Below are 16,127 nucleotides of genomic sequence, written 5' to 3'. Positions count from 1 at the left end.
TATTTATGAAAACTCTTCTTCGATTGATCTGTCCGGTACTGCTGGCGGTGTCCGCCCATGCGGATGAAGCCGGGAGTGTTCTTGCTGCTAAACTGGGAGCGATGCAGCAGGATGGCGCGTCTGTGGTGCGGCTGAAGATGGAGGTGCAGGGAGGCAGCAAGTCCACGCTGCAACTGCAGATCAAGCAGCGACGCAGCAGTGCGGGCACGGAAGTGGTGTATCAGGTGCTGTGGCCGAAGGAGAGAGCTGGCGAGGCGGTGCTGCTGCGCAAGATGGGCGATGGGGGCGCGACGGGGACGGTTTTTATACCGCCGAACACGGTGCGGAGCCTCGATGGCAGTCAGATGAAGGATGCGCTGCTGGGCAGTGACCTGAGTTATGCGGATGTGGTGGAGAACTTTTTTCTCTGGAAGCAGCAGGCGATTGTGGGTGCGGAAATGGTGAACCGTGTGAGCTGTGACGTGCTGGAATCGAAGCCTGGCAAAGGGGAGCGTTCAAATTATGGCAGCGTGAGGACGTGGGTGGACCGCCGACGTGATGTGCCGCTGCGTGTGGAGAAGTACAGTGCGTCAGGGAAGCTGGTGCGGAGGATTGAGACGACGCGGGTGGCGAGCAATGACAAGAAGCAGGCCGTGCCGGCGAACCTCACGGTGAGCGGGGCAGGGCAGGGAAGCGTGACTGAGGTGAATGGCGCGAGTGTGAAGCATGGGGTGAGTTTTAGTGACCGTGAGTTTACGCCCGCTGGGTTCATGGAGGTAGGAGCGGTGCGTGCGGGTGCGGATTGATTGAGAGTTCGGAAAGGTGTCGTGGTGGTGTGAGAGAAGCGTGCGAGGGATTCTCGTTTGCGCTGGGAGGCGGAATGCTTCTCGCCTACCTTCGGCAGGCGATTCTGAAGGGGGATTGTTTCATGGCGGAGTCAGGTGGTTCACGCTGCACCGCTTCGCTTCACCACCGGCTAATACCATCAGCAGTTGAAAAGGAGTCTTGATGCAGCCTCAAGCTGAGAGGCTGAGCTGCTTTCCAACGATTGTGGCATTATATCACACTTGGAACCATCGCGGCAACGGCCCACATCGACTGCCTTTCCACATTCCATGGACGGCGCATCTTTTTGAGCGCCCGCGACGCCATAGACCCGAAACTTCGGACCCGCACAGCGGTTCCCTACCAGCCCTGCGGCACGCGCTGCTCTGGATGGTAGGGATGCGCTGTGCGCGTCCCTGAAATCCTTCGTCCCATCGTGGGCTGCTGCCACATCGCATGCCCCCTTTTCAAAAGCCCTCAGAGACAGACCTGTTTTCAGCGGATCGTGATGTCATTTCTCTGCTCCCTCCGGGAGGCCGCGATGAGATTGACCTTTGTGATAAAAAGAGGCGACCTGCGGCGCAATGGCGGAGCAGGCGCTGCTGGGACGCGGCGTCGTGTGGAGGCGTGCTGGGTTTGCTGCCGGAGTGGCTGGCAGAACCCGGGGGAGCACTCGCTGAAGCTCGGCAGCCGTGGGCTGAAATACGGAAGGCCGCTGGCCTTCAAGGCAATGATGTCAGCCTTGTTATGCAAGCCTCAAAAGAATGGTCCCCATTTCAGAAGATTCATCGAAGCATTGAATGCGAGAAGGGGCAGGTGGTTAGACCTGCCCCTGTTGAGGGAATGAGGTGAGTGTGGATTACACACACGCACGCATGCCGGACGTTGATTAACGGCGTCCCTGCATGAACTGGCTGTTTGAGTGAGTCTGCAGGACGGGGGTGTTGACGCGCAGGTTGGAATTGTAGCCGCTGTTGTGCTGCGGGGTGTAGTGCTGATGGCTGCCGCCGTAGTAGTGCTGGCCGTTGTGGGAGTAGCGGCTGGTGTAGGGCCTTCCCTGGTAGCTGTAGCTGCCGGTTTGATACTGGCCGCCGGAGTAGTAGCGGCCGTTGTGGTTGTAGGCGCTGCCGCTGTAGTTGCGGGGCAGGGTGGAGTAGGTGTTGAAACCGCCGCCACCGTAGCCGCCGCCATAACCACGGCCGTAACCACCGCCGCCCGCGTAGCCGGTGTCCACGCAGGAGGAGACGCCGAGGGTGAGGGCAAGGGGGAGAATGAGAAGGAATGAGAGATGTTTCATAAAGGGATAGATTGGGACGTTAATCTTTAAAGACGCCCGGTGACGAGAAGGACGATGAGAATGATGACGATGAGGCTGGCACCGCCGCCGATGAAATGGTTGCCGGAGCTGAAGCCGTAGCCACCGCCTCCAAGAAGCAGAAGAATGAGAAGGATAACGATGATGTTCATTAGGAGAAGGGAGGTGGATGGATTGAGATGTATCTTGGGACAGATGCTGATGAAGAACCATGGGGTGTTCACCCCGTTCGGTGCGTGCCTGAGGTCAGGAACTGGTGAGGATGATCTTCAGCGCCTGATCGCGCGCGGCATGGCCAAAGGTCTCGTAGGCGCTCATGACATCTCCCAGCATGAAGCGGTGGGAGATGAGCTGCCTGGGGAGGAGCCTGCCGGACATGATGGTCTTGAGCAGGAGCTGCGTGGTGACGGCATCCACGAGACGGGTGGTGATGGTGATGTTTTGCGACCAGAGTCTTTCGAGATGCAGCGGTGCGCTTTGACCATGCACGCCTACATTGGCGATGTGCCCGCCGGGGGAGATGATGGACTGGCAGAGCTCGAAGGTGGAGGGGATGCCAACGGCCTCGATGGCGACATCCACGCCGCGGCCGTAGGTCATGGTCATGATTTTGGCCATGGCGCGGCCGTCGCTGCTGTCGATGAGCTTGGTGGCGCCGAGGCGTTTGGCGACATCGAGACGGTGTTCGTCCACATCAATCATGATGATGTCCGCCGGTGTGTAGAGCTTTGCGGTGAGCAGGGTGGCGAGGCCGATGGGGCCGGCGCCGATGATGGCCACGGTGTCTCCGGGTTTGACGCAGCCGTTGAGCACGCCGCATTCGTAGCCGGTGGGGAGAATGTCGCTGAGCATGACCATGGCCTCCTCGTCTGCGTTTTCGGGGATGTGGTGGAGGCTGGTATCCGCCCACGGGATGCGGACGAACTCGGCCTGGGTGCCGTCAATGGTGTTGCCAAGAATCCAGCCGCCCTGCTCGCAGTGGGAGCACATGCCACGGCGGCAGTACTCGCACTTTCCGCAGGAGGTGATGCAGGAGATGATGACGCGGTCCCCTTTGTGAAAGCGGGTGACGCTGGTGCCTGCCTCCTCGATGATGCCGATGCCTTCATGGCCGAGGATGCGGCCTTCGGTGACCGTGGGCACGTCTCCTTTGAGGATGTGGAGGTCGGTGCCGCAGATGGTGGTCTTGGTGATGCGGACGATGGCATCCGAGGCCTCCTGAAGGGCCGGCTTCGGCATGTCCTGCAGGGCTTTCTTTCCCACGCCATGATAAACGAGAGCATTCATGTCAGCGGGGGTGGGTTAATGTTCGGGCTGTTCGTGAGCTTCGACGAACCAGAGGTTCATGTCGGAGCCGCGTGAGACCTGGGTGAAGATGTCTGCGGTGTCGGCGTCCTTGAGCTGCGTGGAGGTGGCGATGGCCTTGCGGATGAGCTCGCCGTAGAAGGCGATGGCGTGGGCGAGTTCGGCGACGTGTTTTTTGCCGCTGGTGATGTCCAGCGGGTATTCGGGCAGGCTGGATTTTTTGGCGACGACACGAATGGAGCCCTGGGCGATGCCGCCGAGCTGGACGATGCGCTCGGCGATGAGATCGACGTAGGTGCCGGTGTCGGTGTAGACTTTGTCGAAGAGCTCATGCAGCGCGATGAAGTTGTGGCCCTTCACATTCCAGTGAGCCTGCTTGGCCTGCATCATGAGGTCGATGGATTCGGTCAGGCGCTCCTGAAGCAGCGCGGTGATTTCGATCCGAGTTTTTTCCGGGAGGCTGTTGCGGGTGTGCCTGAGCTTGAGTTTCATGGCTCAAGCGATAGATGAGGAATCCACGCGCCTGCCATGGGGTGAACACCCCAAATGTAAAACGACCTGCTCTTCAAACCAGGGCTGCATGTCCAAGGAAGGATGCTGCAGCAGGAAGACATTGATGGCCAGCACGGTCTCAGGAGGCCAGACTTCCGCAGCTCTCGATGCGGTGATCTCAGGCTGAGAAAATGGATTCATGCGGAGAGGATGAAACTAATGCAGAGGGACGACGGAATTTGCCTCTTTGAAAAAATCGCAGACGTGGGCGGTGATCTGGCGGTCGGTCATTCTGTCTGCGGATTCGACGGCCACGGGGAAGCCTTTGGGCATGGCAGGTTCGAGTTCCCTGACCAGCTCACCCTTGGCCTCTCCAGGGCCGAAAACCAGCAGGGATGTGGCATGATGCACGAGAGCCACCACCTCCTGGTAGTAATGGTGGAGATCTGCGGTGAACCTGCGCTGAGCGACGTCGTCGGCCTTGACCTTCTGAGCTTCAAACGAGGTGGTGGAGTGTGTGCCAGCGATGCGGCCCGGCTGGCGGTTTGCGTCTGACTGGATGATGTGGATTTCCTTTCCAGCGATGGATTCGAGCACGATGACTGCTTTGCGATGATCGATCCACAGGCCGATGTTCATTTTCATGAGGGGAGGTTTTTTTCGAACAGGGGCGGGTCAGAAGGATTCCTGCAGACTGTTTTTGTCGGCGCGCTCCTGGGTGGAGTCGGTCCAGAGGAACATGCATTTGACGAGATCGACGAAGCCCATGAATTTGTTTTTCTCCTGCTGGAGTTCGACGGCGGCGTGCTGGTACTCCTCGTTGCTGTCGATGAGGCTGCCGCCTGGTTTGTCAGGGGAGCGGGAGAGGCGGAGGAGGAGCTTCTGCACCTGCGCATCGACCTCCGCACTGGAGTTATTCTTCAGCAGTTCGAGCTTGATGCGCATGGCATCGGCACAGTTGTGAATGACATGCAGATGCGCCTCAAGACTCCGGGCTATGGCGGCCCATTCGGACTGGGCTGCGGCATTGAGACCGACCGCCTGGCCTTGCAGGGCTTGAAGGGTCTGCTCCAGCCGGGTGTCTTCGATTTGCAGCCGGGTCCAGGTTTGCAGGGCTTTTTCATGCCGATTTGTATCGTGGCTCTGGATGCCGTCCTGCACCTCACTGACAAGGTCGTGGATGCTGCACAGAATGCGCTCCACGAGATCCCAGTGATGGCCCCAGGCATTGCTCCAGTCTCCGGGAGAGCCGTATTCGGTGCCGAGACCACGGCCGCGCTGAAGCACCTGCATCAATTCGTCCTCCAGTTTGGTCAAACGTTTGGAGTCGGTGCGAAGTCCGATTTCAAGACGGGCGAGAATGTGAGTTTTGCTGTGCGTCATCATGGCAGGATCATTTTGCACGCTGAGGGCGGATCGCTGCCATGGGGTGTAAACCTACTTTGCATAAGGGTAAGCTTTGCAACGGAGGCGAGGCCAAAAAATGGGGGGAACACCCCATCGAAAGAGATGCGTGTGAGGCTTAAAGTTTGGCTTGTGCCGATGAAACAAGCCCCCCTGCAAGAGTATGAAGCCCAAGCCTCCTCAAGATGCCGCTGTAACGGTCTCCAATTCGCATGATGAACACGCAGCCAGCACGCGGCATTTTCAGCGCTGCGTGTGTGAGATGAAGCAGCTCTCCTTCGCCGGGTGTGAACGCAAAGCGGGTGAGACGGGGGTGGGTGGCTTCAGCACGCTGGGGCGTGTGAAGTGCTGGGGAGGCCTGGGAGCTTTCTGGGGCGGGGTGTGGGGCTGGCTGACGGGCTCCACGTTTTTTCAACACGAAGGGGCGGGCCCGCTGATGGTGCCCGATCCGATGGTGGCCTGGATGATGGGCGCGGTGGAAGGCTGCCTCATGGGCGGCGGACTGAGCGCCGTGTGGGCCTGCGTGTTCAGTCTTGTCATGCCGAAGCGAAGCCGTGTGTGCTCTGAAAAGAGACGTGCTGCGTGAGGGCTGAGACGACGGGATCACTTGTCCTCGATTTCGAATCCGACTTTGAGGGAGACCTGCCATTGGTGCACCTGGCCTTTGTCGATGCTGCCGCGCGTCTCGATGACTTGGAACCAGCGGAGGCCCTTGATGGTTTTGTGGGCGCGCTTGAGGGCTTTGTTGACGGCGTCTTCAATGGTGGTGGAGGAGGTGCCGGTGAGTTCGATGGTTTTGTAGACGGGGTCTTTCATGGTCACAAAACTAGGCACTGGAGAGCGGGGGCGCGATGGGGTGTACACCTACTCCAGTCCTAGTCGATTGCGGCTGCACTACGGCAGAGGCCGAGTCTGGAGAAGATGCCGAGGACGGGCTGGGCTTGGTTGAGTGTGTAGAGGTGGATGCCGTCGGCGTGGTGATCGAGGAGGTCGGCGCATTGTTCGGTGGCGTGGTGGAGTGCGATGCGGCGGAAGGCTTCGGGATCATCGCCAGCGCGGTTGAGGGCGCGGATGAGGCGGGCGGGGTAGTGCATGCCGCCGGCGAGTGCGGCCATGCGCTGCATGCCGGTGGCGGTGGTGAGAGGGAGGATGCCGGCGAGGATGGGCGCGGTGATGCCTGCGAGTGTGCAGCGGTCGCGGAAGTCGTGGAAAGTGGCGTTGTCGAAGAAGGCCTGGGTGCAGAGCCAGTCGGCTCCGGCATCGACCTTGGCTTTGAGGTGATCCATCTCGGTCATGCGATTGGGCGTGGCGGGATGGCCTTCGGGAAAACAGGCGACGCCGATGCCGAAGCCGCGTGGGTGCGGGTGCAGGCCGCGCTCGTTGAACTGCTTGATGAAGCGCACGAGCTCGGCGGCGTGGGTGAAGACGCCGCTGTCTGATTTGCCCGCAGGGAGATCGCCGCGCAGAGCCAGGATGTTGCTGACTCCGGCGGCGGCGTAGCGTGTGAGCAGAGCCATGATTTCAGACTCGCTGTGACCCACGCAGGTGAGGTGCGGGATGGGATCAAAGACATCGCTCTGCGTCAGCTCTGACACGAGGCTCTGAGTGAGCTCGCGGGTGCCGCCGCCTGCGCCGTACGTCACGCTGGCAAAGGCGGGGCGCAGCGGCGCGAGGAGATCGAGCGTGCTTTGCAGCGTGTGCACCGCCACGGGGGTGCGTGGCGGGAAGAACTCGAAGGAGAACGCGGTGGTGCCACGAGTGGCGGAGAGGATGTCTTGGATGTGCATGGCGGATTAGATTCAGAGTCGTTGAAGACAGGCCTGAAATGAATGGCCGTTTGTTGAGGGCGGTTGCCGTGGGTTTTCAGAGGCGGCTAATCGAACGATGGTGTGAATGGTTGCCCGCGTGAGAGACGTGCGGCGGGGTGCGTTGCAGACGCTGCTGGAACCTGGCGTGGTGGTGAGGAGCGTTGGGTTTGCTGACCGGATTGTCTGACATACCCAGGGTCGCCTCGCTGAGGCTCGGCTGACCCTGGGTTCAACTACGCAACCCCTTTGGGGTTGCTGCGAAGAAGGGCGATCACGGCAGAGAAAAACAGACCTGTTTTCAATAGATCGTGGTACTACACGGCATGTTGCGGCTGTGTGGCTCGCAGATTTTTGGCGGTCTGCACCATGTGGATGAGGGAGGTTTTCACCTCGGCCCAGCCGCGTGTTTTGAGGCCGCAGTCTGGATTCACCCAGAGATTGCGCCGGGGGATGACGGCCTCGGCTTTGCGCATGAGGTTTTCCATTTCGCTGACGGAGGGGACGCGCGGGGAGTGGATGTCGTACACGCCGGGGCCGATTTCGTTGGGATACTTGAAGTCCACAAAAGCGCCGAGGAGTTCCATGTTGGAGCGGGAGGTTTCGATGGTGATGACATCCGCATCCATGTCTGCGATGGCGGCGATGATGTCGTTGAACTCGGAGTAGCACATGTGGGTGTGGATCTGGGTGTCATCACGCACGCCGCTGGCGCTGAGGCGGAAGGCGGTGACGGCCCAGTCGAGGTACCAAGCCCAGTCAATGCGGCGCAGGGGCAGGCCTTCGCGGATGGCGGGCTCGTCGATCTGAATGGCGGCGATGCCGGCGGCTTCGAGGTCCACGACTTCATCGCGGATGGCGAGGGCGATCTGGCGTGTGGTCTCGGAACGCGGCTGGTCATCGCGCACGAAGCTCCACTGCAGGATGGTGACGGGGCCGGTGAGCATGCCTTTCATGGGGCGTGGGGTGAGGGATTGCGCGAATTTGGCCCAGCGCACGGTCATGGGGGCGGGGCGGCTGACATCGCCGTAGATGACGGGGGGCTTCACGCAGCGGGTGCCGTAGCTCTGCACCCAGCCATTGGCGGTGAAAAGGAAGCCGTCGAGCTGCTCGCCGAAGTACTCGACCATGTCATTGCGCTCAAACTCGCCATGCACGGGCATGTCGAGGCCGATCTCATCCTGGAAGGCGACGCAGGCGCGGGTTTCGTTTTCAAGATAGACTTCATACTCGGCGGTGGTGAGCTCTCCTTTCTTCCAGCGGGCGCGCATGGAGCGGACTTCGGCGGTTTGTGGGAAGGAGCCGATGGTGGTGGTGGGGAACTCGGGCAGGGCAAGACGGGACTGCTGCAAGAGCTGGCGCTGCGGGAAGGGCGAGTGGCGGCGGGCATCTTGATCAGTGATGAGCGCGAGGCGTGCCCGGACTTCGGGATTGTGCGTGCGGCGGCTGGTGGCGCGGCTGTGGATGGCGTCTTGATTGGCCTCCAGAACTCCGCTGCGGGAGGTGCCGCGCAGCAGGGCGCTGAGGGTGACGACTTCGGTGAGTTTTTCATCGGCAAAGGCCAGCCAGTTTTCGATCTGCGCATCGAGCGCGGGCTCGGAGGCGAGGGTGACGGGCGAATGCAGCAGCGAGCAGGAGGGGGCGACCCAGAGGCGCTGTGTGCCGAGCGTGGCCTTCGCGGCGGTGAGCAGCTTGAGGGATTTGGTGAAATCGTTTTTCCAAATGTTGCGGCCATCGACGACGCCGAGGGAGAGGGTTTTATCCTGCGGCAGATGTTCCAGCACTTCATCGAGCTCTGCCGGAGCACGGACGCAATCCATGTGGAAGGCGTGCGCGGGGAGCGAGAGGAAGAGCGGGAGATTTTCGCGCAGGGCACCGAAGTAGGTGGCGACGATGATTTTCAAACCGGGGGCGGCGGCAGCGAGGCGACGCCAGGCGTCCACGACGGCATCGCGTTGCTGTGCGGAGAGATCGAGCGCGAAGACGGGTTCGTCGATTTGCACCCACTCGGCGCCCTGCTCGGCTAGGCGTTGGAGGATTTTTTCATAGACTGACACCAATCTGTCCAGCAGTGACCAGCGGTCGAAGTCGGGATGTTGGGAGTCTTGGACTTTGCCGAGGGAAAGATAGGTCACGGGGCCGGGCAGCACGGGCTTGGCGCGGAGGCCGAGGGCTTTGAGTTCGGCGAATTCGCGGAAGACTTTGCTGCCGACGAGCTGGAACTGGGTGTCGGCGCGGAACTCGGGGACGATGTAGTGGTAGTTGGTGTCGAACCACTTGGTCATCTCGCAGGCAAATGCGGCCTCATGCGTGCTGCAGCCATGGGTGCAGCCCTCGTGGCCTTCACCGCGTGAACCGCGCGCCATGAGGAAGAGGGTGTCGAGGTCGACGTCTTCGCCTTTCCAGCCAAAGCGTGGCGGCACGTTGCCGATGAGGCAGGAGAAATCGAGCATCTGATCGTAGAACGAGAAGTCGTTGCAGGGGATGAGGTCGATGCCTGCGGCGCTCTGTTTGGCCCAGTTGTCGCGGCGCAGACGGCGGCCGGTGGCCTCCAGTTCCTCGCGTGAGAGTTTGTCGTGCCAGAAGGCTTCGGTGGCTTTCTTGAGTTCGCGCTGCTCGCCGATGCGCGGGTAGCCCAGATTGTGTGTGTGAATGATGTTGTCGCTCATAGCGACGCAATAACTATCGCTGGATGGAGCATTCACAATCCAGAGAGTTTTGTGGATCATCATCGAAAATGGTTATGATGGAGGCATGATTGAAATCCGCCATCTGCATGCCCTCATCGCCCTCGCTGAGACGGGGAACCTTTCCAAAGCGGGGCGGCGCCTGCACCTGTCGCAGCCTGCGCTGTCGCATCAGGTGAAGAGCATCGAGACGCATCTCGGGGTGCCGTTGTTTGAGCGGAAGAGCAGCCCGCTGCGGCTGAGCCCGGCGGGTGAGCGGCTGCTGGGGACGGCGCATGAGATCGTGAAGCAGATGCGGCAGTGTGAGCGGGATGTGGCGCGCATTGCGGAAGGGAAGGCGGGGCAGCTGCGCATCGCGGTGGAGTGCCATTCGTGCTTTGACTGGCTGATGCCGGCGATGGATGAGTTTCGCATCGCATGGCCGGAGGTGGAGATGGATCTTGTGTCCGGCTTTCAACCTGATCCCACGGGGCTGCTCATCGAGGATCAGGCGGATCTGGTGATTGTTTCCAAAGCACCGCCGCGCAAGGACGTGGTGTATCATCCGCTGTTTCGCTATGAGGTGCTGGCGCTGCTGGCGCATCAGCATCCTTTGACGAAGAAGAAATTCCTCACCGCGCAGGATTTTGCCAAGGAGACTCTCATTACGTATCCGATTCCGGATGATCGCATCGATGTGGTGCGGGAGGTGCTGGGGCCGATGGGGGTGAATCCGGTGCGGCGCACGGCGATGCTGACGGTGGCGATCTTGCAGCTGGTGGCGAGCCAGCGTGGCATCGCGGCGATGCCGGGGTGGGCGGTGCAGCCGTACCTGGAGCGGCGCTATGTGGCGCAGCGGCCGGTGCGCAAGAGCGGGCTGTTTTCCAATCTCAATGCGGCGACCACGCGAGCGCTGGCTGGGACGGCGTATATGAGGGAGTTCATCGCCACGATGAAGAAGGTGAGCTTTGACAGTCTGAAGGGGATCGCGCCGGTGGATGAGGTGTGATGAGGCGGTGTGGTATGGCGATTTGCAGAGCTCATTTCCGGTATGGAGAGCCTGGGGAAGTTCGGTTTGCCGCAGAGGAGTCAAGGTGCAGAGATTGAGTTGATTCTCTGCTTCCTTTTCCTCATAGGTCCTGCGGTGAATTCTTTGACAGGATTCACAGAATTTCAGAATTTCAGGATTTTTTCGGAATGGAGAACTTGGGGGAGTTCGATTTGCCGCAGAGGGGCGGAGAGGCAGAGGTGGCAGAGATTGAGTTGATTCTCTGCTCCCGGTTCCTGAAAGGTTCTGCGGTGAATTCTTTGACAGGATTCACAGAATTTCAGAATTTCAGGATTTTTTCGGAATGGAGAACTTGGGGAAGTTCGGTTTGCCGCAGAGGGGCGGAGAGGCAGAGGTGGCAGAGGTGGCAGAGATTGAGTTGATTCTCTGCTCACTTTTCCTCAAAGGCCTGCGGTGAATTCTTTGACAGGATTCACAGAATTTCAGGATTTTTTCGGAATGGAGAGCTTGGGGGGCGGTTTGCCGCAGAGGGGCTCCACGCTCGTTTTCAGGAAATATGTTTCGGAAACTGTTCGATGTGCTGCTGCTTCACTGGTGGTGCTCAAGGCGGGCTTCGGCGAGATCGATGTCGCGCTGGATGCGGCGGAGGACTTCGTCACTGATGACGTCTTCATTGCGCAGGTGGAGGATGGTCTGGCGCTCGTGCAGGAGTGCGGCGAGAGAGAGGCGCTCGTACTCGGTGGAGAAGCGGCGCAGCGGGGAGCTGGCAGTGGCGGAGGCGGCGCCTTCCACCTGGCGGATGTGGTCTTCGTATTCCATGCGGAGACGCTGGAGCGCATCTGCTTTGGCGGGATCTTTTTCATCGATCTCCTGGAGGCTGGCATAGGCCTCCTGATTGGCCTTCAGGCGTGCTTTGCGTTCCTCGCTGGCGGAGGAGCTGTCTTCTTTAATGCCGAGCCAGCGAATGAGCGGGGGCAGGCTGAGGCCCTGCACGACGAGGGTGACGATGATGACGGTGAAGGTGAGGAAGAGGATCAAATCACGGCCTGGAAACGGGGTGCCATCCTGACGGGTGATGGGCAGGGCGAGCGCGGCGGCGAGTGAGAGCACGCCGCGCATGCCGGTCCAGGCGATGATCATGACATGCCGCCAGCGGGGCGTGGGATTGTTTCTGGCGTGGTTTTGCAAAAACCAGCGCGGCAGATAGATGGCGGGGAAGACCCAGAGGATGCGAACGAGGATGATGGTGAGGCTGATCGTGAGTGCATAGAGCACGAGCCGGGAAGTGGGGATGGCCTGGACTGAAAGGGCCTCGATGACTTCAGGGAGCTGCAGGCCGATGAGGATGAAGACGAAGCCGTTGAGGAGGAACTCGACCATCTCCCAGACGGGGCCGCCCTGAAGGCGCGTTTTGAAGTTCAGCAGTTCGGGCATGCGCCAGCCGAGGTACAGTCCGGCAATGACGACGGCGAGGACGCCGGAGAGTTCCAGCTTTTCTGCGAGCAGGTAGGCGACAAAGGGCGTGAGCAGTGAAACGGTGACTTCAATGGGGGCGTCATCCACGTGCTTGTGAAAGTGTTCGGCGAGCCAGCCGATGAGCAGACCGATGGCAATGCCGCCCAGGCTCATGATGACAAAACGAGCGCCTGCATGCGGGAGTGAAAACGAGCCGGTGATGACGGCGAGCACGGCGAAGCGGTAGGCGACCAGGGCGGTGGCGTCGTTGACGAGGCTTTCGCCTTCGAGGATGGTGACGATGCGGCGCGGGATCTTCAAGTTGTCCGCAATTGCGGATGCAGCGATGGCGTCTGGCGGTGAGATGATGGCACCGAGCACGAAGCCTGCGGCAAGAGGCAGGCCCATGAAGTAATGCGCGAGCAAGGCGACGGCGCCGGTGGTGAAGAGGACGAGTCCGACGGCGAGGAGCGTGATGGGGCGGAGATTGGCCCGGAAGTCCCGCCATGAGGTGAAGAGCGCGGCGGGAAAGAGCAGGGGCGGGAGAAAAAACTCAAACACCATCTGGGGATCCAGCCGCACCTCGGGGAGCTTCGGGATCAGGCTGAGAGCCAGACCGCCGAGGACGAAGAAGATGGGGTAGGGAAGGGACAGTCTGCGTGCGACCAGCGCCAGAATGACGATGGCCAGCAGCAGGCCCACGAAGATGTCAGCACTGGTCATGAATGGCGCTCAGGTCAGGGGGCGTGAGGTTTGAATGTCTGAGGCACCCGAGCCACGCGACAGCGTCTTGGAGTGCGGTGGCAGAGATGCACGGCGCAAGCCTGCATCGGCGACACCGCTTTCGCTGGGTATTGCAGGCTCTTTGGCCTGAGTTTGCCATCCGGCCTGCGAAAGCGGCGTCGCGCCCAGGCTTGCCACCGCACTCCAAGACGCTGTCGCGTTCGCATGAGTGCTGGGCTTGGCGCTGCCGGGAGACTGCGAAAACGAATGACGGCACTCCTCCTCAAGTGAGCGCCATTCATGCTGGGCATCATATTCGGCAGGCGTGGGCATGCCTTGTCAACGGATGCGAGGTCCCGTCCGGCTGTGCTGCCGGGAGACTAAGCCGGAATGGCGGCGCTGCTTTCTGCCGTGGTGGACCAATAGGATGAGCCGAGTGTGCCACGCACGCAGGGCGGCAGGGAACGACTGCCATAGTAGTGGCCGAGGCCGATGCGCAGGCCGTGAGAGATGGGCGAGTTTTCGTTGTAGACAGCGATGAGATTGCACACGCACCGGGCACTGTTGTGAAGAGAGCACGTCATGGTGCAGTCAAGCTTGGGACGGCGGCTGTTCATGGCGGTGCAGTCAGGTGGAGGTCATGCGTGCACGAGAAGCCGTTCAGCGGTGAGTTCGGCTTCGGCTTGCAGCCAGTCGCCATGATGATCGCCGTCTGCCGAGCCGCGTTTTTGGAAGTTGTGATAGGCCCTGAGGGCCACTTCATCCGCGGAGTGGGCGGGAGGCGGTGTGGTGCTGGCCTGAGGGGTTTGAGCCTCCTGCGGCACTGGCACGTTTGCGGAACTGGTGGCGGCTTTGAGGCTCTTGGAAGCTTTGGCCGCTGGAGCGGCTTTGGCGGACGGGGTGCTTTTATTGGTTTTCATGGGGTGGCCCATGTTCCAAAGTCAGTCACGCAGATGCCATGGGGTCTTCACCCCAAAAGTGAGTCGCGTTTTCAGGCGGCATGGAGCAATCTTTTCTCGGCAAAGGCCAGCGTCTCATTGAGCGTCTCCATGAATTCGTTCACCTTGATGGGCTTGGTGAGGTAGCGGAAGAAGCCGGCTTCGATGCCTTTTTCGATGTCGCGCGGGATGGCATTGGCGCTGAGAGCGACGATGGGGATGTGCGCGGTGGTGGGATCAAGGCGGATGATCTTCATGGCCTCGATGCCGCTGATGCCGGGAAGATTGATGTCCATGAGAATGACGTCCGGCATGTAGCCAAGAGCGAGGCTGATGCCGTCCGTGCCATTCTGGGCGGTGAGCAGGCGGAGATCCGAACGGCGGGCGATGAGCTGCTCGATGAGCTTCAGGTTTGCGGGATTGTCCTCCACGTAGAGAATCAGGCGGGTGCGCTTGCCAGCGCCCTCGGGGATGGCGGTGAGCGTGGTGCTGACGGATTTGATGAAATCAATGTGGGGATCCACGGCGGAGCCGAGTTCGATCCAGAACACGCTGCCGGTGCCGACGGTGCTGTGCGCGCCGATGGTGCCCTCCATGAGTTCGACCAAGCGTTTGCTGACGACGAGGCCGATGCCGGTGCCTTCCTCGCCGGTGGCTTCTTTGCCGAGGCGATTGAAGGCCTGGAAGAGCTGCGCGAGCAGTTCTGGCGAAAGTCCGGCGCCGGTGTCTCTGACGCTGATGCGGAGGCGCTCGGGCAGGGTGTGATCACAGTCCACGACGACGGTGCCGCCGGAGCGGTTGTATTTGATGGCGTTGGAAAGGAGATTGATGAGGACCTGCTTGAGGCGGGTGCGGTCAGCCTGGATGAAGCAGGGCGCTTCGAATTTGGGGAAGGACATGCTGATGCCGCGCTTCTGCGCCTGGGGCTCGATCATGGCCTGGCATTCGATGAGGACTTCGGGTAGAGAGACGGCCTCCAGCGAGAGCGAGAGGCGGCCGGACTCGACGACGGCGAGGTCGAGGATGTCATTGATGAGTTCCAGGAGAAACCAGCCGGCGTGGAGGATCTGATCGATGCTGGCCTTCTGCGAGGCGGTGGGCGGTGGTGTGTCGGACTCGATGAGCTGGGTGAAGCCGAGGATGGCATTGAGCGGCGAACGCAGCTCATGGCTCATGCTGGAGAGGAAGTCGGATTTGGCGAGATTGGCCTTCTCGGCGACGGCCTTGGCTTTTTGCAGTTCGACGGTTTTTTCCTGCAGCACCTTGTCCCAGCGTTTGCGCTCGGTGATGTCACGTGCAGCGGCAAATACGCCCTGAAGGATGCCGTCACGATCATGAAAGGTGGTGGCGTTGTAGGAGACGTCCGTTTCGGTGCCGTCCTTGGCACGGGCGGTGAGTTCGTAGTCGGTGACTTTGCCTTCGCTGAGCACGCGCTTGATGGCGGCCTCGGCGTGGGCGGGATCGGTGAAGTAGTTTTTGAAGGCGGCGCCGATGAGTTCTTCGCGCGAGCGGCCGGTGAGGGTCTCCATCTGATTGTTGACGTCGGTGATGATGCCGGAGGCGTCGGCCATCATCAGGGCGTCGATGTTGGATTCGATGAGGGAGCGGGTGTAGAACTGCTGATCACGGAGGAGCTGGTCGAGCTTTTCCTGCTCGGCCTCGGCTTGTTTGCGCACGGTGTTGTCCGTGCCGATGAGGAGATAGCCGATGATGCTGCCGTGGTCATGCACGTCACGCAAAGCGGTGACGGACACGACGGCGGGGAAGCGGCTGCCGTCCTTGCGGATGTAGGTGAGCTCATAGATGTCCTCGATGCCGCGTGAGGCCTTGAAGACGAGGGCCTCGAAACCGGGGGCGATGGTGGTGCCAAGCTCCAGGCTGAGCTCTGCAGCACGGGCGACGACCTCCTGCGGATCGGAGATTTCCGCCGGGGTGATTTTGTTGAGCACATCAGCGGCGGCGTAGCCGAGCATGCGCTCCGCGCCCACGTTGAAGATTTGAATGACGCCCTTTTCGTCGGTGGCGATGCTGGAGAAATTGGCGCTGTTGAGGATGGCGTCCTGCAAGGCTCCGGTCTTCAAGAAGACATCATTGTGCAGGCGTTCGGTGACGCTTGCGGGGGATGGGGGGGCAGGTGTGGCGGTGGCGGGAACGGGCCTTGGGAGTGTGGTCATGATGATTCCGTGAAGACATCCCATGTGTGGGAGATGT

The 16,127-nt window shown here is 60.7% G+C and carries 18 protein-coding genes; 3 read left to right on the top strand and 15 right to left on the bottom strand.

The window, feature by feature from the left end; translation table 11 throughout:
* Positions 1-5: 5 nt before the first annotated feature.
* Positions 6-785 (top strand): outer membrane lipoprotein-sorting protein, encoded by a 780-nt coding sequence (locus AC24GY_RS16960; RefSeq protein ID WP_487685501.1) that lies wholly within the window; start codon positions 6-8, stop codon positions 783-785.
* 908 nt (positions 786-1,693) lie between these two features.
* Here the strand turns inward: AC24GY_RS16960 and AC24GY_RS16955 are convergent.
* The 7 genes from AC24GY_RS16955 to AC24GY_RS16925 form a co-directional block, all read right to left on the bottom strand.
* Positions 1,694-2,101, bottom strand: a complete 408-nt coding sequence (locus tag AC24GY_RS16955; protein WP_487685498.1) for a hypothetical protein — start codon at positions 2,099-2,101, stop codon at positions 1,694-1,696.
* Between the two features lie 26 nt (positions 2,102-2,127).
* A complete protein-coding gene (locus AC24GY_RS16950) occupies positions 2,128-2,271 on the bottom strand; it encodes a DUF3309 family protein (RefSeq protein ID WP_422320226.1) in 144 nt (47 codons plus the stop codon).
* Positions 2,272-2,365: 94 nt separating this feature from the next.
* Positions 2,366-3,406: a zinc-dependent alcohol dehydrogenase family protein gene (locus tag AC24GY_RS16945; protein WP_487685495.1), complete on the bottom strand. Its 1,041-nt coding sequence runs from the start codon at positions 3,404-3,406 to the stop codon at positions 2,366-2,368.
* 15 nt (positions 3,407-3,421) lie between these two features.
* Positions 3,422-3,916, bottom strand: a complete 495-nt coding sequence (gene dps / locus AC24GY_RS16940; protein WP_487685492.1) for a DNA starvation/stationary phase protection protein Dps — start codon at positions 3,914-3,916, stop codon at positions 3,422-3,424.
* A gap of 3 nt (positions 3,917-3,919) precedes the next feature.
* A complete protein-coding gene (locus AC24GY_RS16935; protein WP_422320229.1) occupies positions 3,920-4,117 on the bottom strand; it encodes a hypothetical protein in 198 nt (65 codons plus the stop codon).
* A gap of 15 nt (positions 4,118-4,132) precedes the next feature.
* Entirely contained in the window at positions 4,133-4,561 is a 429-nt protein-coding gene (locus tag AC24GY_RS16930) for a hypothetical protein (protein ID WP_487685489.1), read from the bottom strand.
* Positions 4,562-4,591: 30 nt separating this feature from the next.
* Positions 4,592-5,302: a hypothetical protein gene (locus tag AC24GY_RS16925; RefSeq protein ID WP_487685486.1), complete on the bottom strand. Its 711-nt coding sequence runs from the start codon at positions 5,300-5,302 to the stop codon at positions 4,592-4,594.
* Positions 5,303-5,483: 181 nt separating this feature from the next.
* On the opposite strand from AC24GY_RS16925, the gene AC24GY_RS16920 reads away from it, so the two are divergent.
* Complete coding sequence (locus AC24GY_RS16920; RefSeq protein WP_487685483.1) at positions 5,484-5,906, top strand: general stress protein; 423 nt, start codon at positions 5,484-5,486, stop codon at positions 5,904-5,906.
* A 17-nt stretch (positions 5,907-5,923) separates the two neighbouring features.
* Here the strand turns inward: AC24GY_RS16920 and AC24GY_RS16915 are convergent, their stop codons facing one another.
* The 3 genes from AC24GY_RS16915 to metE all read right to left on the bottom strand — a co-directional run bounded on the left by AC24GY_RS16915 (position 5,924) and on the right by metE (position 9,794).
* Positions 5,924-6,136: a dodecin gene (locus tag AC24GY_RS16915; protein WP_461526964.1), complete on the bottom strand. Its 213-nt coding sequence runs from the start codon at positions 6,134-6,136 to the stop codon at positions 5,924-5,926.
* Positions 6,137-6,195: 59 nt separating this feature from the next.
* A complete protein-coding gene (locus AC24GY_RS16910) occupies positions 6,196-7,107 on the bottom strand; it encodes a methylenetetrahydrofolate reductase (protein ID WP_422322426.1) in 912 nt (303 codons plus the stop codon).
* A 335-nt stretch (positions 7,108-7,442) separates the two neighbouring features.
* The gene (gene metE / locus AC24GY_RS16905) at positions 7,443-9,794 is read right to left on the bottom strand and encodes a 5-methyltetrahydropteroyltriglutamate--homocysteine S-methyltransferase (protein ID WP_487685479.1); all 2,352 of its coding nucleotides are present in this window, start codon (positions 9,792-9,794) and stop codon (positions 7,443-7,445) included.
* 85 nt (positions 9,795-9,879) lie between these two features.
* Here metE and AC24GY_RS16900 point away from each other — a divergent pair, with 85 nt between their 5' ends.
* Entirely contained in the window at positions 9,880-10,800 is a 921-nt protein-coding gene (locus tag AC24GY_RS16900) for a LysR family transcriptional regulator (protein WP_487685476.1), read from the top strand.
* A gap of 588 nt (positions 10,801-11,388) precedes the next feature.
* Here the strand turns inward: AC24GY_RS16900 and AC24GY_RS16895 are convergent.
* The 5 genes from AC24GY_RS16895 to AC24GY_RS16875 form a co-directional block, all read right to left on the bottom strand.
* A complete protein-coding gene (locus AC24GY_RS16895; protein WP_487685473.1) occupies positions 11,389-12,978 on the bottom strand; it encodes a Na+/H+ antiporter in 1,590 nt (529 codons plus the stop codon).
* Between the two features lie 9 nt (positions 12,979-12,987).
* Positions 12,988-13,311: a hypothetical protein gene (locus tag AC24GY_RS16890; RefSeq protein ID WP_487685470.1), complete on the bottom strand. Its 324-nt coding sequence runs from the start codon at positions 13,309-13,311 to the stop codon at positions 12,988-12,990.
* A 47-nt stretch (positions 13,312-13,358) separates the two neighbouring features.
* Entirely contained in the window at positions 13,359-13,595 is a 237-nt protein-coding gene (locus AC24GY_RS16885) for a hypothetical protein (protein ID WP_487685467.1), read from the bottom strand.
* Positions 13,596-13,616: 21 nt separating this feature from the next.
* Positions 13,617-13,898, bottom strand: coding sequence for a DUF2934 domain-containing protein (locus tag AC24GY_RS16880; RefSeq protein ID WP_487685464.1), 282 nt, complete (start codon positions 13,896-13,898; stop codon positions 13,617-13,619).
* 71 nt (positions 13,899-13,969) lie between these two features.
* Positions 13,970-16,090 (bottom strand): hybrid sensor histidine kinase/response regulator, encoded by a 2,121-nt coding sequence (locus AC24GY_RS16875; protein WP_487685461.1) that lies wholly within the window; start codon positions 16,088-16,090, stop codon positions 13,970-13,972.
* Between the last annotated feature and the right edge of the window lie 37 nt (positions 16,091-16,127).

Source organism: Prosthecobacter sp. Pr1 (genome assembly GCF_057652315.1).
This window is presented reverse-complemented; position numbering and strand designations above follow the sequence as displayed.